The sequence below is a fragment of the Endozoicomonas sp. Z74 genome, from assembly GCF_057680865.1.
The window spans coordinates 1-24,190 of sequence record NZ_JBLYZI010000094.1; the positions used below are offsets into that span (position 1 = coordinate 1).

Below are 24,190 nucleotides of genomic sequence, written 5' to 3' on the forward strand. Positions count from 1 at the left end.
CCCCCGGTGCCACCTCCGCCACCGGAGCCGCTGCAGCTGCCTCCTGCACTGTGCCAGGTGATGCCGCTTCCGGATTTCACCACCTGACCGTTGGCACACCGGCTCTCCCATCGAACCTGGGCCTGGTACTGGTGGCTCCAGCATCCCCCTCCGGTGGCACTGCCATCCTCATCCGGATCAAAGCTCCTCAGGGCCGTTACCCGATAAGGCAGGGTGTACACTTCCCCTGCTTCCAGAGTCTCCGGGACCGGTTGCAGGTAGTCGAACCGCGCCACATCATTGCCTCCGGGCAGTTGCCCCTGGACGTTTTCCGCCCGGATCAGCCCGTAGTTGGTCAGGGTGATCTCGCCATTGATGATATCCCCCTTTTTCATCACCGGCAGGTTAACGCTCATGGGTTCCACCACCACCACAGCCACCGGCACATCGGTTTTGAATTCCGCCTTCAGGTTGATTTCATAGCGGTCTTCCAGGGTGATTTCCTTCACCTCAAATTCGACGGTAATGAGGTTGTTGGTCAGGAAGATCTCTTCGCCGGTCACGATGCCCGGCTTCACCCACAGGCGACCACTGATGTCTTCATGGTCATAAGCCGACGCACGGTACAGGTAGCGCCCTGCCGGTATGTTTTCCAGTAGCAGGTTGCCATCCTGGTCGGTCCGGCCTTCGTACACTTCTGTCAGAACCTGTTCGTTCTGCAGTTTGATCCGGGCATCCTGCAGCCCCCTGATGGGTTGCCCCTGTTTGTCCAGGGTGGCGGTGTAGATGTCCGAGGCGTGGAAGAACACGCTGCCCTCACCGGCCTGGGTAACTGCTACGTAGACCGGGTAGCGGTAGTCCGGAGCATTGCCGGAGCTGACGTTCAGATAGAAGGTGTAGTTGCCTTCCGCCAGGGTGTCCGGCGGTGCCACCTGCAGGTCAACAGTGCGGTTGCCACCGATGGCCAGCTGGTCAATGCGGCTGCCCGTGACGATGTGCAGCCAGGAAGGAGCGCTGCTGCCGTCTTTTGCCGTCAGTGTCAGCTGGATATTGTCCACATCCGCCGTGCTGTTGTTGGTCAGGGTCAGCCGCTCGGTGATGGCTCCGCCCTGGGTCACACCGGTTTCAATATGGCCGGGGTTGAAGCTGAGCAGGGCCCGGGCGTCACTGACCTGGTAGTCCACGGTGAGGGTGGCCAGGGCCTGTTCGGTGTTGTCCGCTTTCACATGGAAGGTCAGACGACCACGGTCCGAGGCATCGTTGTTGGCACTGACCGTCAGGTTCAGGTAGCCGCTTTGCTGCCCCTTCAGTTCCAGGGCGTCCGGCAGGGTTAATTGCACCCCATCCGGGATCTCCCCTTCCGCTTCCGCTTCCAGGCGGAGGTTGGTCAGGGTGGTGTCATGACCGGCCTTGACCTGCAGCGGGAGGGTCTGGGGGAAGTTACGCAGCAGTCCCAGATCCACTGTGTGGGGGCTGACGCTGGCATTCTCTACCAGGAAACCGCTGTGCCAGGGGCGCTCACTGGAGCCTGGGTAGGTGGCGGCAACCCGCACCTGACCCGACTCCCCTTTTTCCGGCAGGTATCGGTATTGGAAGTGCCCTTCGTCATCGGTGGTGACCTGGACCCGTTTTTCAAAGCCTCGGCGGTCAAAGATCAGGTCAAGGGCCACCCCGGCCCGGGCCTGGTCACTGCCCCGAAGCAGGGCCCGGCCTTCTACGGTGACCGCCTCGCTGCCAAAGACTTTGCCCTGGCTGACCGCGGTGATGTCACCCACGTAGTCGGTTTCCACCAGGGTCAGATCCCTGCGAGCGCTGAGCCCTGCAATGGTGACCTGCTCCGGTTTGCCCCGCTGGTAGTGCAGACGATCGATTTCCAGCTGCAGGCGCACGTTATCCGGGGCCCCCGCCGGGATGTCCAGGGTGGTCAGTTCGCTGGTAAAGCGCTGGCCCGGTTGCAGGCGAGCCACACTGTCCCCGTTGCTGAGGATGACCACATCACCGGTGAACTGTCGTACGGACTGGCTGCCCAGACGGTTACCTTCGCTGTCCGTGAGCACCAGTCGAACTTCACTGGAGTCGGCGTTGCCATGACTGCTCGCCATGAGGATTTCCGTTGCCACCGCACTGGTGTTTTCCAGGGTGAACCGGGCTTGACCCGTGGCCCCACGCAGCAGGGTTTCGGCACTGAGGCTGGCCAGCAGGCTGCTGTCGCCGGTGATCAGTTCGCTGCGCTGCTGGATACGCACCTGTTCACCGGGCTGCGGGCTCTGGGTCAGGCTCAGCTTCAGGCTGCTGAGCCCGTTCAATCCCTGATAGCCGCCAATGACCACCGGCACTTCGGTAAAGCCCCCCGCTTCCACACTGAAGTAGGAAGAGAGGTGATTGCGCCACTGGCTGCCGTCCTGTACCTGGACACCAAGCCTCAGGCCAGAGGCATTGTGCTGGCCCGTGTTGTTCACCCGGAAGGTGAGCTGATTCATGACGCCCCGTTTGAGGGACTGCCCTGGCAGCAGGTGAGCCGACAGGCCCGGCAGAGTCAGGCTGTGTTCCAGGCTTTCCACGCCATGGGCATCCACCGCCACCACATGATAGGTGCGCGAAGCAGAAGCCCCGTCACTGGCCTGGCCTCCGTTGAAGCGGTTGTCGGTAAACGACAGGGTCGTCAGTAACTGGCTGTTGAGCAGGATGCGCTCACTGCCTTCCCCCCGGTACACGTCGTAACCGGCAACCCCCTGGCCACTGTGCTCCCAGTTCAATACCGGATAGGCGCCCGGGTCCAGGGTCACCGACAGGTGACTGACGGGCAACAAACCGGCGTTCAGGTATTGGGGAAGCGCCGGCTCCGACTCATTGCCGGCACCATCCACGGCGGTCACCGTGTAAGTGTGCTCGCTCTCCGATGGCTGGCTGTCCAGGGCTATAAAGGCATCCCCCGGGATACCGGTTTGCAGGGGGGACACACCCTTAAGGTCGATGGCCGCCCCTTCCGCGGTGTTCAGCCGGTACAGGTTGTAGGTCAGCTCATTGACGTTGATGGTGCCCTCCGGAGCGGTCCATTCAACCACCATGCCGGCACCGTTGAGACGCAACCGGACATTGAGAGGCTGGCCCGGTGCCTGGCTGTCCGCATCCACGCTGACGGGCTGTCCCGGGGTTCCGACCACCGTCTCACCATTGGCCTGGCGGATACTGGCGACACGGTACTGGTAACGCCCGTCGCTCAGGTGGCTGTCATCCAGCCAGGTCAGTCCCGTGACATCGGCCACCTCAATGGCTTCGCCGTCGCTTCCGGACTGGCGGAAGATCCGGTAACCGCTGGCCTGGTCGACGGCTTTCCAGCTCAGGGAGACCTGCCCTCCGGCCAGGGGGGTCCCTTGCAGCCCGACGGGGGCCGACAGGGTGGGCAGGTTGCCCTGGTAGATTTCGAACCGGGGGTGGTCATGAATGCGTCCGGTAGCGTTCCCCAGGTCATCCTGGGCCTGCCAGTGAAAGGCCAGTTGCTGAGGCGCGGCTGAACCCGCCTCCGCCGGGAGGGTAAACCGGCCAACCCACAGCGGGCTTCCGGGCTGGGACTGGCTGTCCCGGGACAGGGCAATACCACCGGACAGATCCGTGATGACCTCACCATCCAGAGTGGGGATCAGTACCGGTGCAACCGCTGCATCCACATCGTCGTTCAACCGCAGCTGCACTTCCACCAGGGTGTTGCCGGTATTGGCCACCGGGTGTGCCGGATTAAGGATCAGCTCACGGACTTCCGGACCCCGGGTATCCACCTGGATCTGGAACAGCTCACCGCTGACCCGTTCCGAGCCCTGGTTACCTTTATCGTCAAAGGCCTGGAAGATCAGGAAACCGGTGCCGGAAAGCGTGCTGTCGGTGATGCTGAAGCGACCGGTATAGCGTTGCTCATCACTGTAATCCTTGCTCAGCACCACCGGGATACTGGTCTCACCAAAGCTGAACGCAAAGAACGGAGGCGAGCGCAGAGGCTCATCGAAACGCACCATGACCTCCACCGTCCCCTGGCCAAAACGACCGTCGTCGCCCACAGCGCCGTTACTGACCAGTTCAATGGTCTCTGCGCGGGGCCCCTGACTGTCGGCTGAAGCCCATGCCAGTTCACCCGGAGCGCTCTCGCTTCCGGCCCGGGTCATGGCAGTGATGGCGTAGACATACTCACCGTCGTCCATGGGCACATCGGTGTAAGTCAGGGCATTCACCGGCGAGGTCGTCAGGCGCTGAACACCGGCTTCATTGACCGTACTGAAGGACGACGCACTGCGATAGACATGATACCCCGCCAGATCCCCTTCCACAGCCAGCCAGGACAGACGCACGGCTCCCTGGGCCCGGCTCTGGGCATTGAGCGCCCCGGGGGCATTGGGTACCGTGCGATCCACAGTGACCGTAATGACATCACTGGCTGGAGACAACTTGCTCCGTCCCTGATAGCGGGACACAACCGACAGGGCATTGGCACCGTCAACCAGATCCACCGTGAAGGTATAACGCCCCTGGCTGCCCACCGACTGCCAGCTCCCAACCGGCTGACCGTTCACCCGGGCCTGCACTTCGGTGCCCACGGCACTGGAGCCCATCAGGACCGTTTTGGCCTCATTGGTCACCAGGCCATCATTGGGAGACAGCAACGCCGGTGCTGAGGGCGCTTCCAGATCGACGACAATGGCATAGGACTGGCTGCTGGTATTCTCCAGAGCATCAGAGACCTGAATCTCCAGGCTGTGGCCGCCGTCAGCGATGGCGGTCAGATCCAGAGCTGCCGTCAACCCATTGCTGGCCACCGAGTCTTCCACCAGAACATCACCATCCAGTAAGACAGTAAGGCGAGAGAGACCGGATGGGTCTTCTGCATTGACGGTCAGTTGACCACTCTGACTAAGCACCTGTCCACTGGACAAAGCACTGCCCGAAAACTGCACACCGGTTAACTCCGGTCCACTGGTATCGGCCACCGGTGTTACCGTGACCGGCGTCACGGCCTGTGCTTCACCGCCAGACAGATTACGAGCGGTGACGGCTACATAATAGGTGGTGCCATTGGTCAGACCGGCGAGGCCGGAAGACGGCTGTTGCTTATCCAACGTCAGGGAAGGCGTCAGGTCTGCTACGGAGGTGTATGGGCTGGTTTCAACGTAGACCCGGTATTCCTGTAACAGGTCGTCTGGCGTCACCGGTTGCCAGCTGACCCGGGCACGCCCATCCAGGGCTTCCACTGCAACCCCCTCGGGGTTGGTCAGCAGAGTCACTCCCGGATTGGTTCGACCGACAGAAGCATTGCCAGACTGATCCACTGTCTGCAGCCGCAGAGGATAACGGGTTGCCGCACTCAAACCGGTGATCTCGTGAGTCAGCACATCCTGAGCGGCCAACTCAGAAGCCAGAAGTTCGACCACCTCATCGGATCCGTCACGGGTGATTGTCAATCGGTAAGAAGCCAGATCACCAGCACTGTTCTCAATGGCTGTCCAGCGGGCGATCAGTCGATCACTAAAAGCCGTTACCGACAGGGACGCGACCTCTTCAGGAGCCATCACGTCCCGGGGGATTACCGCCAGTGGTGCGACGGACTCCAGCCGGTTCCCCTGCTGGTCTTCAGCCACCACGGCCACATAGGCTTCTGTATCTCGAACCAGACCGGTCAGTTTGAATGTTTTAGTGCCACTGTTAACCGTCCCGGCAAGCGTGACGCCATCGCTGCCAACACGGCTGAACGTAGCCGTCGACGTGTAGACCTGATAGCGGGCAATATCCGCACCGTTGGCCACTTCGTCATAATCGCTCCAGCTCAACATCGCCTCGGTACCGTCACCATCAACCGCCACTGTAGGGGTCACAGCACCGGGAGCCGTGTTATCGAAGCGAATGGTCACCAAACGGGGCTCCGACATGTTTCCAGCGGCGTCCCGGGCAGTAAAGGACAGTGTGTTATCGCCTTCCGCCAGTGCCACGGTAACAGACCAGTCCGTACCCGCACCGGTGACAAAAGCATTGTCTCCCAGCAGCACGGCAGCGCCATCTTCACGGGTGCCGATCAGGGTAATCTGCTGGACGGTAGTGACTTCCGAGTGGTTGTTTACCTCTGGGGGTTCTGGGGGCGTGTAGTCGAGTGTAAAACGGTGTTCTTTCAGTACGGATACATTGCCAAAGTGATCAGACAACCTGGCCCGAACAATATATTGCCCTTCGAGAAGTCCCGATTTCGGCCTGAACTCAACCCCGCTCTCACCTTCAGACAAAATACCCGTTACTGAAACCCCTTCGCGGGACAAGGTAAAGCTACTCTTGACAACATCAATTCCGCTGCCACTTTCAAGGTAGTTAACTTCTATTAGTTCAGGAATTTCGTTAACCAACCCTGATGGAACAATGTCTTCAATCACAGGAGCAATGCTGTCAACATGGACAGTAAACTCAATAGCCTCCGTAGCATTTCCGGCTCGATCTCTTCCTATCAATGCTAACTGGTTAACTCCTTGATTCATTGTCAGATCATAAATAACCCATGACCCAGCAGGGGCCTCCAGAACTATTTGGCCATTAATTTCCAGAGTTAATGGCTCCAGACTTTCACCTGAAACCTGAAGTTTGTCAGAGGTCAGCTCAATGCTTCCTGTGCTGATATCAGGCTGGTTAATAGCAGGAGAGACAGGCCGGATTGTATCCACTTCAAAAATACTTTCCCGGAAATACAGTTCCATCAAAAGGCCGCCATCATCGGTAGCATTTTCAATATTCACATCAAATACTTCATTGATATTTTCAGGAAATTCAATAAGGCCCGTCCGATAAACTCGCTCACTGCTCCAAATACCACTGCCAACATTAAGACTTCGGTTTTCATTAGATACTACAACCTGAGGAGCAGATGCTGAGTTCATTGGCCGGTTAAAGATCAGTTCAAGTGTTTGATGAGTCTTGATACCGGCAATAGTAGCCGTTGGTATTACCTCATCAAGCTTAACGATACGAGAAACCTGAAACGCGCTACTGGCATGGTAGTTATTTAACTCCTCACTTTCCTTAAGTGAATTATTGCAGTTAGCCTGAACAATAAGGTGATAAAGGCCCGGTGTAAGGTCTGGCCACACCAGATTCAACTGAGACACAAGCGACTCTCCGGGAAGCAAGGTATCATTCTGGTGAGTGGCAAAGCCCAAAGGAGTGTCACTGTCGTCGAAAGTCGGGTCACTGGAAACCCATGCACAGTCCTGCCAGCTACTTCGTGCAACTCCCTCTCCGCTGTTATGGGTTAACCAACTAAGCTGAACTTGATCTCCATTCTGAATAACGCCTGATACCGATGGATCCGTAATAGTCAAATCAGGTAGGGCTACCTCATACTCGACAGATGAACTGACGACAGCCCCCTGATGATCGACTGCATTCAAATAGAGTCTATTACCATGATTATTATAAAGACCAAGCAAGGTGTCGTAGTCAATCACCTGACTCGCCAACTCAGTCCCACCGTTAAGAACACCATCCCCCACTTCTGAAGCAGACTTAGCAGGTCTGTAGTCCCATTCCAACTTCAGGGATTCACCAACCGCATTGTCCAGGTCAGGGTCAGTGACAGAACCTAGAAGCATCAACTGCTGACCAGGCAGAACCTTGGTGTACGGCCCCCCAGCATCGACCTGGGGCGCAGTATTGCTGTAGGCAATATAAGTAATATCGGAAGCAGTAAGACCATCAGCATCAGTAACAGTCAGTCTGACCGGAACTGGAGTTGTCAATGTTAACCCCTTAGCCAATAATTCCTGAAGAGTGACCAATATAACTTTATTCGTCTTTTCTGCATCGTCACTGTGACCATCATCACCAATATCCCACTGCCACTGTCGAATGCCATTGTCAGAGCTGTCTTGCGCATCAGGATCAATGCTTTCTTCACCAGACAGTTGAAGCTCTGGTACCGTGGCTGAAATTTGGTAGTCTGTACCCGCATCGGCAATAGGCTTTAGAAGCAAAGCCCTGGTAAAGCCTTTGTAGGACACCCCTTCCTGGCTAAAGTTATAAAAGCCAACCTTTCCGGAGCCGATGGGTTCAGGGTCAACAATAAGTCCACTGTCCCATAATAACTCCTGGGTATCTGTATCCGTTACCAAAATACGAATATTGCCGTTTTCCTGATAACTGAGAGAAAAATTGTACTCTTTGTTTTCAACCCAACCCTTGGTGCTGCCCACATCTTCAGCAAGCACCGTCATATTGGTTGAATTCTCCAGATTCCAGAACTCTCCATCATAAGCAGTACTTGGTGAGTTTTTGACCTTAACCACTTTGAAACCTTCTTCTCCCGTAGACTGGTCATTTTTCTTCCAGGAAAAGAGATAAAAACCGGGGTCAACATTTAAGCCCTGATAACCAAACACAAAGCCAATAAAGTCATCATCCACGGCCGTCTCTACCTTGAAAGAGCCTTCAAAGCGAGAGCCACCCAGCACAAAATCGCTAATAAAAAAGGTTGGATCACCATTGATGTGCTGCTTGACAGATAAGGAGTCCTCGCTAACCCTCCAGTCTCCTGCTGAGCCGTTGCCATAATCAGCCTCCTGCCAAGATGACAAGTTAACAGACTCAGGCTGATTCCCGGGGTCAACAACCAGAACTTGAACATAATTCCCGCATGTATGCCCAGTATAACTGGCCAGGACCTTTCCATGGAGTTCAATATACTTAACTCTTGACAAATCATAACTTACAACATGATCGGTAAGACCGTAGTCAAATAAATCTCCTTTTTTGAAAGAAATCGTGTCTTCATCAAAGCTTAATACACCTGCTAAAGAGCCTTGGTATGAACCAACGTAATCTGAAAAAGACTTAACAACAGTATCACCTTTTTTAACGGTTACTATGCCAGTCCATGAAGAACTTTGTTTTTTATACCCATAAGACCCATCAACGTCACCATTGTCATCAATGAAAGAAACTGTCAATTCACCGATATCACCATGCCAACACATATTCTGGGCAACAACATCTAATTTCATGCCATCAAAAAATGGCAACCTGACTGTCCCTTCTGTAATAACATTTGCTTTATCCAAGCTTGAGACTATTGCGTTTTCATCTCCATCAGAAAACCATTCACTTGGAGGTTCATCAGGGGGATAACTCTCATTCGCTTCACGAGCCGCTAGAAACAGATACCCTTTTTTTTCAACGCTGTTCACTGTGATTGACTGTTCTATAGCAACAGCCCTGTCAACACCAGCAAAACATGCAAACCAAAAAACAGCAAAAGTAAAAAAACTACGCATGGACACCACTTCCATGTAAACAGCAAACGACAAAGGTGCTGATTGAACAGCACCTGATTATTATTAATTGAGTTGAGCCAGTAGCAGGTCATATTCTGCTTGCTGTGCTTCTGTCAGATTAACCTGGCCATCCACCGGCTTTCCTATGGGAGTCATAAACTCACTCAACCGGTTAATATCCATCACCGAAAGGGTCTTATCACCCGTTTTCACGGTCTCTATTTCAGGGCTTATGCCCTCGGCATACCAGTTATTCAAAGTTATCCGACCGCTGGATGACAACATATAAATAACAAGATCACTTTTCTGCCTTATCATCCATAACTGGCTGACATTCACATTATTGAACAGCAAACGGTCGTTACCCCCATTGCTCAGCTCATAAATGGTGTCAAGCCCGTGGTCAGCATCGATCTGATAGGTGTCATTTCCAGGGCCTCCGTAAAGCAGGTCATTGCCCGCTCCCCCCTCAATCACATCATCACCGGAAGACCCAATAATTGTGTCATGACGACCACCACCGAGGATTTTTGCAATCCCCTTCAGGGCCGTATTACTGAAATCCAACCGGTTACTGGCGGAAGTTCCCTGAATCGTATTGACTCCGCCCTTGCCATCAATCACCTCCACGGTGTAGCTGCCATAAAAGGTGGATAATGTGATCAGGTCATCGCCTTCAGTACCCTCTAATTGATCCACTCCGTCACCGCCGCTGAGGGTGTCTGCACCGTTGTCTCCATCAAGCAGCAAAAAGCGATCATCCCCAGATTCCCCATAAAGAGTATCTTTTCCTGCATTACCGATGATGACGTCGTCCCCGGCACTTCCACGAATAGAGTCATTCCCGGATCCACCGTCAATCAGGGCAATATTTTTCAGTGCAGTATGGGTAAACTCAAGCCGGTTATTCGCTGTGGAGCCCAGTATTTGATTGAATCCGTCCCCTCCATCAATCTCTTCAACGGTTTTATCCCCATAAAATGAACTCAGAATCAGCCTGTTATCGCTGCTATCCCCCAGGATTCTGTCCATGCCTGGGCCGCCACTGTAATTATCCGGCTGCTCATCAGAGCCTTCCAGAAGAAACAGGTCATCACCTGCCTCTCCGGCAAGCGTATCGGCTCCCGGCCCACCAACAATCACATCATTGCCAGAGCTGCCTGTAATGATATCATTGCCTTCACCACCCTCAATCCGGCCAATATTAACAAGCTGAGTGTCCTGGAATTCCAACCGGTTATTTCCCTTATTGCCAATAATCCTGTTTTCACCGGTTCCTCCGTCGATGACATCCACCACATTCAGCCCATAATGAGCCTTCAGGCCTATAGCATCATTACCCGGCGTACCTTGCAGCTGGTCATGCCCATTACCTCCGCTGAGGGTGTCAAATCCATTATCGCCTTCACGTAATTTAAAAATATCGTCTCCATCGTGGCCACTCAGTACATCATTACCTTCACCCCCAATAATGACATCCGCTGCTAAGGAGCCAATAATTGAGTCGTGCCCGGCTCTACCCTCAATCGAATCGATATTCAGAAGCTGAGTCGAGCTGAAATCCAGTTTATTGTTCTGATGAGTACCAACAATCCGGTTCTCGCCAGGGCCGCCATCAATGATTTCAACCCGCTTCTCATCCTTGAACACATTCAAGCTAATAATGTCGTTTTCTTCACTACCCTGGATTTTATCAATCCCGTCACCACCAATGTATGTATCAACACCTTCATCCCCCGGCATCAAAACAAAGGTATCATCTCCCTTGTAGCCATTCAGTGTATCTGAACCATTACCACCGATGAGCAGGTCGCTGCTCGCCGAACCAATAATGGTGTCGTTACCATCACCGCCATGAACTTCAGAGATATTAGTCAAGCGGGTGTGCTGAAAATCAAGATAATTGTTGGATTTTGAGCCCTGCACTCTATTTTTCCCCACCTGACCTTCAATAATCTCAACTGTGCCATCCCCCTGAAAGGAAGACAGAGTCACAGCGTCACCAGCGCGGGCAAAAATTATCCGGTCTTCTCCTTCATTTCCGGTAAACATATCACTTCCGCTATCGTTTTCATGTATTAGAAAACGATCATCTCCTGCACCACCATAGAGTTGATCATTTCCTTCGCCACCAATAATCAGGTCATCGTCATCACTGCCATACACCTTGTCATTACCTTCCCCAGTATCAATGAGTGCAATACCATTGAACTTGACACCGGTAAAATGAAGGCGATCATTTTCTGGAGAGCCGAGAATCCTGTTTATCCCACCATCACCATCAATCAACTCTATAGAAGCGTCGCTTTTGAAGTAGCGAAAGGTAAAATCATCATCCAGTGATGAGCCTTTAATGGTGTCGAAACCACTTCCACCGTAAATGAGGTCCTGACCTTTGTCTTTTCCCTGAATCAAAAACAGGTCATCACCGCCATTGCCATAAAGAGTATCGCTACCAGCCCCACCGATAATCACATCGGCCAGTGAGCTGCCACTGATCAGGTCATTCCCTTCCTCACCATCAATTTCATCAATGGACGCTAAAAAAGAATTACTGAGGTCCAATGTATTATTTGAAGAAGATCCGGCAATACGGTTGAATCCGGCAAAACCATTAATCTCCTCTACCGTATTTTCACCGGAAAAAACGCTAAATCTGAAGGTATCATCTCCGTCACTGCCCTCCAGGCGGTCTATACCGTCTCCACCATTGACTACATCACGTCCCTGGTCGTGTCCGACAACAATAAAGACATCATCGCCACCATTACCGTACAGCTTGTCATTGCCTTTGTTGCCAATAATTTTATCCGAAGCCTGGGTACCCCGGATGACATCATTACCATCCAGGCCATCAATATACAGAATCCCCTTTAAATCCGTAGTACTGAAATCCAGAGTGTTGTTGCCGGATGTGCCTTCAATCCAGTTACGCCCCGCACCTCCATCAACCACTTCTATACTGTCTTCCGCTTTTAGTTGTTGAATACGAATGACATCATCCCCAGTCCCGCCTTTGACCGTGTCAATACCACTTCCGCCTATAAACCAGTCGGCATAGGCTGAAGTTCCAGAGACAACGAAAGTGTCATTACCTGCTTCACCATACAACCTGTCGTTACCCTCTCCACCAATCAGGATATCATCGCCATCACCGCCGTATAGCGTGTCGTTTCCACCCTTACCATCCAAAACATCATTATCACTCGTTCCTGTAAGGGTATTATTACGCTCTGTACCTTCCTGGGTTTCAGACTGGCTTCCTGGTGTTATGCTCCACTTTAAGTTGGAAGGCTTAAATCCACTGTCAGCACTATAACGGACTGCAAAGACTTCCTGAGAATTCACCGAGGTACCGTTGGCGATGGCTGTAAAGGTCAGGTTCTCACCACTTACCAGAGCCATTTCACTTCCTAAAACAGAGAGATGAGCAGCAGCGGAGTTCAGGGTAACACCCGTATTTTTAAGCAACGCACGATAGGTTGCAGTAATTTCACCAGACTGTTCCTGCTGGGCCTCAAGCTGGTAGTCGCAGATAAACAACGCCTGCCCTTGATACTCATTATCCTGATTGGTCAGTACAAGGCTGGCGACCTGTAACCCATTGTATGCTTCGCTATTGCTGATTACCGGCTCAAACTGCAAGCCAACGGTACGATGGCCATCAATACTGCAATCATCCAGCCCGTAAAGTTGAATCTCTTGCTTTTCACTCCAGTTGGCAGCAGTAAACTGCAAGTAACGCTGGCCGCCAATGATGGTCACTTCTGACTCATCGGTCAGGCTGTAATTGAGGGTAACCGACTCCCCTGCCACCAGTTCCTGACTCAGAGAAACTTCAAAGCTCAGTACATTAATGCCATATTCATCGGTCACTGAACCGTTGAGGGGGGTCACAGATATCGATGGCCCCGCAGCCAGCACAGTGACCGTTTTATCGTGCTGAACCGTTACCGTACTGGAGTCATCGCTGATTTCTGCCGATAACACATACTCACCTGGGTTTAATGTGCTGACATCCCACTGGAACCGGTCAAATTCACCCTCCAGATCCTCTTTCAGTTCGGAATCCAGCTCCGGAGCAATTTGCAGCCCGTTCGCAAACAGTTTGATGGACGCATTCGAGTCAGGGTCACTGTCAGACCAGTGAATGTTCACCAGACCACCGGTGGTTTCTACAAAATCAGCAGGCTCAATAAATTCAAAAGCTGGAGCATCATCAACGCCGTCGTCATTGACAAAGAAACGATTTAATTCACTCCACTGGCTAACAGCTCCATGTTCGTCACTGGCACTGACTCGCCAGCTGTACCAGCGGTTATCCATTAGATCAAAATCAAGCTTGAAAAGAGGTTCGCTGGTTGAATGACTCACCAGGGCGGTATCCTGGCTTTCTGCCCCGTAAAGCTCAAAACGATAGGTCACAGTATCTCCATCAAGATCAATGACCGGATTCACACTCAATGTTGGGCGTAAAATCTCAACCCAGGCATTACTTGCAGGGTTGGCAATAACTGGAACAGGAGGAACATCATTCAGGGGGTTAACAAAAAAATCCCCCTGGACCCAACTGCTGGCAGATAGACCATCGCTGCCTCTGGCTCTCCAGTAATACCGGGTATTGTCCAGCAACTCTGGCAGGTCAACCGACGTGCTCTGAACACCTTCTGCTACGTCCGAAAAGCGCTGTAATCCCTCTGAGTCAAAGGTATCTCTTGTATCCAGCTCAAAAGAGTACGTCACTGGCTGCTTTTCCGGGTCAACACTGTTCATAACCCTAAGCTGGTTACCTTGCAGTGCCGTAATTTCTGAACCGTTGGCAGGACTGGCAATAACGGGTACGGACGGAGCATCATTTGCGGTGCTGACCAGGAATGCAGAGGCCTCACTGGTAGCAGTGGCACCGTGATCATCTGTCACCACCGACAACCACAAATAAGTGGCATTTTCAGTCAATGGCTCCGGCACCTGCCAACTGGTAAAACCATCGGCCCCTTCTGATAGGCCATCGATCAGTGCAACAGGGCTTTCAAAGTTCTCATCCTGTTCATTAAACAGCCTGAAACTGTATCGCAAGGTGTCACCATCTATATCACGACTGTTATTCACCTTAAGCGTCGGCGTCAGGGTATCAACGAGACTCAAATGCGCTGGCTCACTGATGGCAAAAGATTCAGGGGCATCATTCTCCCGGTTAATGAAGAATTGACTGCTGGCCCATTCGCTGCTGGCCGTACCATTAAATGCCCTGACACGCCACCAGTAGCGGGTGTTATCGGTAATAGAGACTCCCTCTTCCAGACTGTCCGTATGTATCAGCCACTCGGTTTGCTCTGCTCCCTCAGATACTCCCTCACCCACCGCAACTGTTGTTGTCATGGACTGATCAGAAAACACCTCAAAGCGATAGGTCACCGTATCCTCTGTACCATGTACACTGTTCTTGATTCGCAGAGTGGGAGTCAGTGTAGTGACTTCTGAGCCATAACCCGGTGTAAGAACGGCAGGCACTCCAGGGGCTGCTTCCTTGACCGCGGGGTTGGTTTCACCATCATGCTCTTCTTTGTCGGTATAGCCATCATTATCAAAATCACCGGTTCCATCCCGATCCAGATGGCCGAAATGGGTTTCTTCCCAAAGATCTTTCAGTCCGTCACCGTCCTTGTCATCCGCGGGAAATACATCCAGTTTCACGGTTGATGCAGACGTTAATTCCCCGTCGGATGCAATGAAAGATAGAGAATATGATCCGGCCTGCCCCACTTCTGGCAACCATTGGAACACTCCAGAGCCATTACCCTGGTCCGTGAAGTTGGCTCCAGTCATTAAATCCTTAACCCCTAGTACGGGTACAGTGTCATTAGGATCAGATGCCCTGACCAGAAATCCGATCTGCCCACCTTCATAAGTGCTTCTATCACTCAGATACTCAATAACAGGAGGCTGGGGAATCTCCGCACTGCTCACAAACTCAATGGTGTAAGACGACGAAGGTGTGTTATCAAACACATGAAGGAAGTAGTTAAAATTGATGTCATCATCAGCACGTTCCTGAGTCAGCCAGAAGTTCGCCTTATCCAGGGTTTTACCATCAGACCGATAGACCTTTTGAAGGACTTTACTGCCTGAGTAGGGGTCAGCCACTTTGACATAACCAAAGGACTGGGAACCCGCGGTCACCGTAAGCGTTCTTTTCAGACTACCTCCTGTATTTTCCTCACTGCCTAGTGAAGCACTCAAACGCTCAACAGGCCAGCAGTCATTGCATCCCGGTGTAGTACTGGATAACGTGTCAGATTCATAAACTTTTATGCCATCCGCATCTCTGGCCAGATAATCCCGGACAGTATCCCGCCCGGGTAAACCCACCAGAACATCCTTGATCAGAAAGTGGGTATTAACCTCTTCCAGGAGCGAGGTTAATTCACCGCCCAGTTCATCCGCATGGGTATAGTCCGCAGAAAATGAAACAAATTTTCCAGACAGGCTTGTCTCCATTTCCCAACGGCCCATTTTGTTCTGCTGTGATTCAAAATCACCAAAGTCGATCAGCAGGCTGGGAGAGACTTTCTGATTGCCCAGGTAACTTCCGTTGATTTTGAAATCAATAGCCAGGCCCTGTTCATTCTCAACAATTCGGGGTTTTGCCGACTCTATTTTGACTTTTCTGGCATCGCCATGCCCCCGGTTACCAATCCTGACTCCCAATGTGTAGGGTATTGCTGCTTCAATCTCTGGGGTGAAGGCATCATCAGCTGTCACCTCTTCAGGTAGAAAATAATCCAACAGCAGTTTAGGCTGTGGCTTTACCGTAATTGCATCCGGTGTTACGGCAACAGACTGTTCTTTTCCTCCATAGGTGTAGGACAGAACCGCCCCAACAAAATACAGCTCACCGTCTTTTTTCTGTCCCGCAGCCCCGGCTGTAGGAATAATCAGCCACTTAACCTCGCCAGTGGTTGTTGCGGCCAGTTGGCCACTGATAATCTTACCGTTGTCCCCTTCTTCGAGGCTGGTGAGGTTATTGCTGTAATCCTTTCGGATATAAAAGTAAGCACCATTCACATCACCAGGGCTCTCTGCTGACACCGCCGATGTATTGGAAGTGGCTATTACCGGATTGCCATCCCCGTCTTCAAACAGAACTTCGATATTAATGTTATCCAGGGACATTGAATCAAGGCTGTTGGTGATTCGCATGGTGGCCTCAAAGGCCTGACGCTCAAGGGAAAGCTCCTGCTGAATCTCTATCTTTACCACAGCACACAGCTTTTCCTCATCAGGAACGGCAAAGCCCGGCTGAAAACCAAGCCACAACCCCAGAATCACACCAGCTATACGACGCCTTGTCACAGGTACTTCCTTTATTTTCGATTATTTTTATTTGCCACAACGGACATTCTTATTTGCTTTCTCCGGCCAACACCCTTTTGCCAGATTCAATTGTTCTTGTTGGCTGAATACTACCTAAAAAACGACAGTTTTAATATATTGAAAACCTGGGCCTGGAGCGAGGGTGGCCTATTGGCCACCACTCTCACTGTTCCCCGCCTTCGGGCAGTTCCCGTCCGGACAACCGTTCTGCGCATCCGCCGGGCACCAGTTCGCCTCACCGCCAATGGCGCTGCCACTGTTGCCAATGCTGATGCCCCCGCCCCAGCCTCCGCCAAAGCCTCCAATAATACTGCTCCCTCCCCCGGTGCCACCTCCGCCACCGGAGCCGCTGCAGCTGCCTCCTGCACTGTGCCAGGTGATGCCGCTTCCGGATTTCACCACCTGACCGTTGGCACACCGGCTCTCCCATCGAACCTGGGCCTGGTACTGGTGGCTCCAGCATCCCCCTCCGGTGGCACTGCCATCCTCATCCGGATCAAAGCTCCTCAGGGCCGTTACCCGATAAGGCAGGGTGTACACTTCCCCTGCTTCCAGAGTCTCCGGGACCGGTTGCAGGTAGTCGAACCGCGCCACATCATTGCCTCCGGGCAGTTGCCCCTGGACGTTTTCCGCCCGGATCAGCCCGTAGTTGGTCAGGGTGATCTCGCCATTGATGATATCCCCCTTTTTCATCACCGGCAGGTTAACGCTCATGGGTTCCACCACCACCACAGCCACCGGCACATCGGTTTTGAATTCCGCCTTCAGGTTGATTTCATAGCGGTCTTCCAGGGTGATTTCCTTCACCTCAAATTCGACGGTAATGAGGTTGTTGGTCAGGAAGATCTCTTCGCCGGTCACGATGCCCGGCTTCACCCACAGGCGACCACTGATGTCTTCATGGTCATAAGCCGACGCACGGTACAGGTAGCGCCCTGCCGGTATGTTTTCCAGTAGCAGGTTGCCATCCTGGTCGGTCCGGCCTTCGTACACTTCTGTCAGAACCTGTTCGTTCTGCAGTTTGATCCGGGCATCCTGCAGCCCCCTGATGGGTTGCCCCTGTTTGTCCAGGGTGGCGGTGTAGATGTCCGAGGCGTGGAAGAACACGCTGCCCTCACCGGCCTGGGTAACTGCTACGTAGACCGGGTAGCGGTAGTCCGGAGCATTGCCGGAGCTGACGTTCAGATAGAAGGTGTAGTTGCCTTCCGCCAGGGTGTCCGGCGGTGCCACCTGCAGGTCAACAGTGCGGTTGCCACCGATGGCCAGCTGGTCAATGCGGCTGCCCGTGACGATGTGCAGCCAGGAAGGAGCGCTGCTGCCGTCTTTTGCCGTCAGTGTCAGCTGGATATTGTCCACATCCGCCGTGCTGTTGTTGGTCAGGGTCAGCCGCTCGGTGATGGCTCCGCCCTGGGTCACACCGGTTTCAATATGGCCGGGGTTGAAGCTGAGCAGGGCCCGGGCGTCACTGACCTGGTAGTCCACGGTGAGGGTGGCCAGGGCCTGTTCGGTGTTGTCCGCTTTCACATGGAAGGTCAGACGACCACGGTCCGAGGCATCGTTGTTGGCACTGACCGTCAGGTTCAGGTAGCCGCTTTGCTGCCCCTTCAGTTCCAGGGCGTCCGGCAGGGTTAATTGCACCCCATCCGGGATCTCCCCTTCCGCTTCCGCTTCCAGGCGGAGGTTGGTCAGGGTGGTGTCATGACCGGCCTTGACCTGCAGCGGGAGGGTCTGGGGGAAGTTACGCAGCAGTCCCAGATCCACTGTGTGGGGGCTGACGCTGGCATTCTCTACCAGGAAACCGCTGTGCCAGGGGCGCTCACTGGAGCCTGGGTAGGTGGCGGCAACCCGCACCTGACCCGACTCCCCTTTTTCCGGCAGGTATCGGTATTGGAAGTGCCCTTCGTCATCGGTGGTGACCTGGACCCGTTTTTCAAAGCCTCGGCGGTCAAAGATCAGGTCAAGGGCCACCCCGGCCCGGGCCTGGTCACTGCCCCGAAGCAGGGCCCGGCCTTCTACGGTGACCGCCTCGCTGCCAAAGACTTTGCCCTGGCTGACCGCGGTGATGTCACCCACGTAGTCGGTTTCCACCAGGGTCAGATCCCTGCGAGCGCTGAGCCCTGCAATGGTGACCTGCTCCGGTTTGCCCCGCTGGTAGTGCAGACGATCGATTTCCAGCTGCAGGCGCACGTTATCCGGGGCCCCCGCCGGGATGTCCAGGGTGGTCAGTTCGCTGGTAAAGCGCTGGCCCGGTTGCAGGCGAGCCACACTGTCCCCGTTGCTGAGGATGACCACATCACCGGTGAACTGTCGTACGGACTGGCTGCCCAGACGGTTACCTTCGCTGTCCGTGAGCACCAGTCGAACTTCACTGGAGTCGGCGTTGCCATGACTGCTCGCCATGAGGATTTCCGTTGCCACCGCACTGGTGTTTTCCAGGGTGAACCGGGCTTGACCCGTGGCCCCACGCAGCAGGGTTTCGGCACTGAGGCTGGCCAGCAGGCTGCTGTCGCCGGTGATCAGTTCGCTGCGCTGCTGGATACGCACCTGTTCACCGGGCTGCGGGCTCTGGGTCAGGCTCAGCTTCAGGCTGCTGAGCCCGTTCAATCCCTGATAGCCGCCAATGACCACCGGCACTTCGGTAAAGCCCCCCGCTTCCACACTGAAGTAGGAAGAGAGGTGATTGCGCCACTGGCTGCCGTCCTGTACCTGGACACCAAGCCTCAGGCCAGAGGCATTGTGCTGGCCCGTGTTGTTCACCCGGAAGGTGAGCTGATTCATGACGCCCCGTTTGAGGGACTGCCCTGGCAGCAGGTGAGCCGACAGGCCCGGCAGAGTCAGGCTGTGTTCCAGGCTTTCCACGCCATGGGCATCCACCGCCACCACATGATAGGTGCGCGAAGCAGAAGCCCCGTCACTGGCCTGGCCTCCGTTGAAGCGGTTGTCGGTAAACGACAGGGTCGTCAGTAACTGGCTGTTGAGCAGGATGCGCTCACTGCCTTCCCCCCGGTACACGTCGTAACCGGCAACCCCCTGGCCACTGTGCTCCCAGTTCAATACCGGATAGGCGCCCGGGTCCAGGGTCACCGACAGGTGACTGACGGGCAACAAACCGGCGTTCAGGTATTGGGGAAGCGCCGGCTCCGACTCATTGCCGGCACCATCCACGGCGGTCACCGTGTAAGTGTGCTCGCTCTCCGATGGCTGGCTGTCCAGGGCTATAAAGGCATCCCCCGGGATACCGGTTTGCAGGGGGGACACACCCTTAAGGTCGATGGCCGCCCCTTCCGCGGTGTTCAGCCGGTACAGGTTGTAGGTCAGCTCATTGACGTTGATGGTGCCCTCCGGAGCGGTCCATTCAACCACCATGCCGGCACCGTTGAGACGCAACCGGACATTGAGAGGCTGGCCCGGTGCCTGGCTGTCCGCATCCACGCTGACGGGCTGTCCCGGGGTTCCGACCACCGTCTCACCATTGGCCTGGCGGATACTGGCGACACGGTACTGGTAACGCCCGTCGCTCAGGTGGCTGTCATCCAGCCAGGTCAGTCCCGTGACATCGGCCACCTCAATGGCTTCGCCGTCGCTTCCGGACTGGCGGAAGATCCGGTAACCGCTGGCCTGGTCGACGGCTTTCCAGCTCAGGGAGACCTGCCCTCCGGCCAGGGGGGTCCCTTGCAGCCCGACGGGGGCCGACAGGGTGGGCAGGTTGCCCTGGTAGATTTCGAACCGGGGGTGGTCATGAATGCGTCCGGTAGCGTTCCCCAGGTCATCCTGGGCCTGCCAGTGAAAGGCCAGTTGCTGAGGCGCGGCTGAACCCGCCTCCGCCGGGAGGGTAAACCGGCCAACCCACAGCGGGCTTCCGGGCTGGGACTGGCTGTCCCGGGACAGGGCAATACCACCGGACAGATCCGTGATGACCTCACCATCCAGAGTGGGGATCAGTACCGGTGCAACCGCTGCATCCACATCGTCGTTCAACCGCAGCTGCACTTCCACCAGGGTGTTGCCGGTATTGGCCACCGGGTGTGCCGGATTAAGGATCAGCTCACGGACTTCCGGACCCCGGGTATCCACCTGGATCTGGAACAGCTCACCGCTGACCCGTTCCGAGCCCTGGTTACCTTTATCGTCAAAGGCCTGGAAGATCAGGAAACCGGTGCCGGAAAGCGTGCTGTCGGTGATGCTGAAGCGACCGGTATAGCGTTGCTCATCACTGTAATCCTTGCTCAGCACCACCGGGATACTGGTCTCACCAAAGCTGAACGCAAAGAACGGAGGCGAGCGCAGAGGCTCATCGAAACGCACCATGACCTCCACCGTCCCCTGGCCAAAACGACCGTCGTCGCCCACAGCGCCGTTACTGACCAGTTCAATGGTCTCTGCGCGGGGCCCCTGACTGTCGGCTGAAGCCCATGCCAGTTCACCCGGAGCGCTCTCGCTTCCGGCCCGGGTCATGGCAGTGATGGCGTAGACATACTCACCGTCGTCCATGGGCACATCGGTGTAAGTCAGGGCATTCACCGGCGAGGTCGTCAGGCGCTGAACACCGGCTTCATTGACCGTACTGAAGGACGACGCACTGCGATAGACATGATACCCCGCCAGATCCCCTTCCACAGCCAGCCAGGACAGACGCACGGCTCCCTGGGCCCGGCTCTGGGCATTGAGCGCCCCGGGGGCATTGGGTACCGTGCGATCCACAGTGACCGTAATGACATCACTGGCTGGAGACAACTTGCTCCGTCCCTGATAGCGGGACACAACCGACAGGGCATTGGCACCGTCAACCAGATCCACCGTGAAGGTATAACGCCCCTGGCTGCCCACCGACTGCCAGCTCCCAACCGGCTGACCGTTCACCCGGGCCTGCACTTCGGTGCCCACGGCACTGGAGCCCATCAGGACCGTTTTGGCCTCATTGGTCACCAGGCCATCATTGGGAGACAGCAACGCCGGTGCTGAGGGCGCTTCCAGATCGACGACAATGGCATAGGACTGGCTGCTGGTATTCTCCAGAGCATCAGAGACCTGAATCTCCAGGCTGTGGCCGCCGTCAGCGATGGCGGTCAGATCCAGAGCTGCCGTCAACCCATTGCTGGCCACCGAGTCTTCCACCAGAACATCACCATCCAGTAAGACAGTAAGGCGAGAGAGACCGGATGGGTCTTCTGCATTGACGGTCAGTTGACCACTCTGACTAAGCACCTGTCCACTGGACAAAGCACTGCCCGAAAACTGCACACCGGTTAACTCCGGTCCACTGGTATCGGCCACCGGTGTTACCGTGACCGGCGTCACGGCCTGTGCTTCACCGCCAGACAGATTACGAGCGGTGACGGCTACATAATAGGTGGTGCCATTGGTCAGACCGGCGAGGCCGGAAGACGGCTGTTGCTTATCCAACGTCAGGGAAGGCGTCAGGTCTGCTACGGAGGTGTATGGGCTGGTTTCAACGTAGACCCGGTATTCCTGTAACAGGTCGTCTGGCGTCACCGGTTGCCAGCTGACCCGGGCACGCCCATCCAGGGCTTCCACTGCAACCCCCTCGGGGTTGGTCAGCAGAGTCACTCCCGGATTGGTTCGACCGACAGAAGCATTGCCAGACTGATCCACTGTCTGCAGCCGCAGAGGATAACGGGTTGCCGCACTCAAACCGGTGATCTCGTGAGTCAGCACATCCTGAGCGGCCAACTCAGAAGCCAGAAGTTCGACCACCTCATCGGATCCGTCACGGGTGATTGTCAATCGGTAAGAAGCCAGATCACCAGCACTGTTCTCAATGGCTGTCCAGCGGGCGATCAGTCGATCACTAAAAGCCGTTACCGACAGGGACGCGACCTCTTCAGGAGCCATCACGTCCCGGGGGATTACCGCCAGTGGTGCGACGGACTCCAGCCGGTTCCCCTGCTGGTCTTCAGCCACCACGGCCACATAGGCTTCTGTATCTCGAACCAGACCGGTCAGTTTGAATGTTTTAGTGCCACTGTTAACCGTCCCGGCAAGCGTGACGCCATCGCTGCCAACACGGCTGAACGTAGCCGTCGACGTGTAGACCTGATAGCGGGCAATATCCGCACCGTTGGCCACTTCGTCATAATCGCTCCAGCTCAACATCGCCTCGGTACCGTCACCATCAACCGCCACTGTAGGGGTCACAGCACCGGGAGCCGTGTTATCGAAGCGAATGGTCACCAAACGGGGCTCCGACATGTTTCCAGCGGCGTCCCGGGCAGTAAAGGACAGTGTGTTATCGCCTTCCGCCAGTGCCACGGTAACAGACCAGTCCGTACCCGCACCGGTGACAAAAGCATTGTCTCCCAGCAGCACGGCAGCGCCATCTTCACGGGTGCCGGTCAGGGTAACCTGCTGGACGGTAGTGACTTCCGAGTGGTTGTTTACCTCTGGGGGTTCTGGTGGGGTGTAGTCGAGTCGGAATGCGTAACTGATTTCATTCAAGTTACCATACTGATCCTGTAAATGCCCTGATAGCTGGTATACCCCTTCAATAAAATCACTGGACGGGACTATTGCTACCTGATCGTCAAACCATTGAGTCTCTGATGCCATGATCAAATCATCACGTTTAAGCGATAATTCAGACGCTGAGCTATCCAACCCAGAACCGGCCTCATTAATAGTCAAATAAATCGTCCCTGGAGCAACATTGAGGTAACTCTTGTGTTGCGGATAAATAGATATTACTTGTGGAGCCAAACTATCCACATCAAAGTTCAGTATCACTTTGCCTGAAAGGTTACCTGCCGAATCTCGACTGGTTAACACTATGCGGCTACCACCTTCTGGCAGGGTCAATGGTAAGATCCATTCACCGGAGCCAACCCCTAGCTTCTCCTCTCCATTTACAAGAAGTGCACTATTGTCATCTCGGGAACCAGTCAATGTGACCGAGCGGGTTGTGGAGATATTGACAGAGTCAGCCGAATGGGATGTGACCGTCACATCAGAAGGCGCTTCCGTATCAATCGTAAAGTTGTCAACATAAATATCATCGAAAGGTTCACCGGCAACACCGTCTTCATCTTGATCCATTGGGAAACCGGCGGGGACCAGAATATTAGGACCTACCTCTAGTTGGTAAGCACCGTCTTTTAATGGTTCAGCCAGTGTGACCCTGTAGCGATAAGAACCAGTAGCGGTTACGGAAGTAACAGCCTGCTTAACGGTATCTTGCAGTACAAGCACATCCTCAATATTGAAGGTTTCCGGATCTGTTTTATGTCGGAAGTCTATATCAATAAAAGAAAGCGGATAATTGATATCACCCGTTGGTGAACTTTTGGTAATCACGGTTGGGGTTGAACCATCAGAGCGATAGATCGTTCCGGCTTCTGCAGCCCCCCCTCCACCTACTGCGGAGATGCTATTATTGAAATCGAAGGTAGACTGTTCGAAATAGACTGCTACTCGACCACCACCGCCGTTACCTCTTGTACCAGCAGCACCGTTGGCTTCTATCGTGCCTGCACCTTTCAGAGTACCTATATCCAACCAGACTGACCCGCCACTTCCCCCGGCATAATTAGAAC

3 protein-coding genes are annotated in these 24,190 nt (G+C 54.5%); all 3 read right to left on the bottom strand.

The window, feature by feature from the left end; translation table 11 throughout:
• Positions 1–8,573, bottom strand: an 8,573-nt coding sequence (locus ACNRUY_RS20765; protein ID WP_488113577.1) for a hypothetical protein, incomplete at its 3' end; no start/stop codon positions are given.
• A gap of 759 nt (positions 8,574–9,332) precedes the next feature.
• Positions 9,333–16,622 carry a calcium-binding protein gene (locus ACNRUY_RS20770; RefSeq protein ID WP_488113578.1) on the bottom strand — a complete coding sequence of 2,430 codons (7,290 nt, stop codon included), beginning with the start codon at positions 16,620–16,622 and terminating at the stop codon, positions 9,333–9,335.
• A 168-nt stretch (positions 16,623–16,790) separates the two neighbouring features.
• Positions 16,791–24,152: a hypothetical protein gene (locus ACNRUY_RS20775; RefSeq protein WP_488113579.1), complete on the bottom strand. Its 7,362-nt coding sequence runs from the start codon at positions 24,150–24,152 to the stop codon at positions 16,791–16,793.
• Positions 24,153–24,190: the final 38 nt, after the last annotated feature.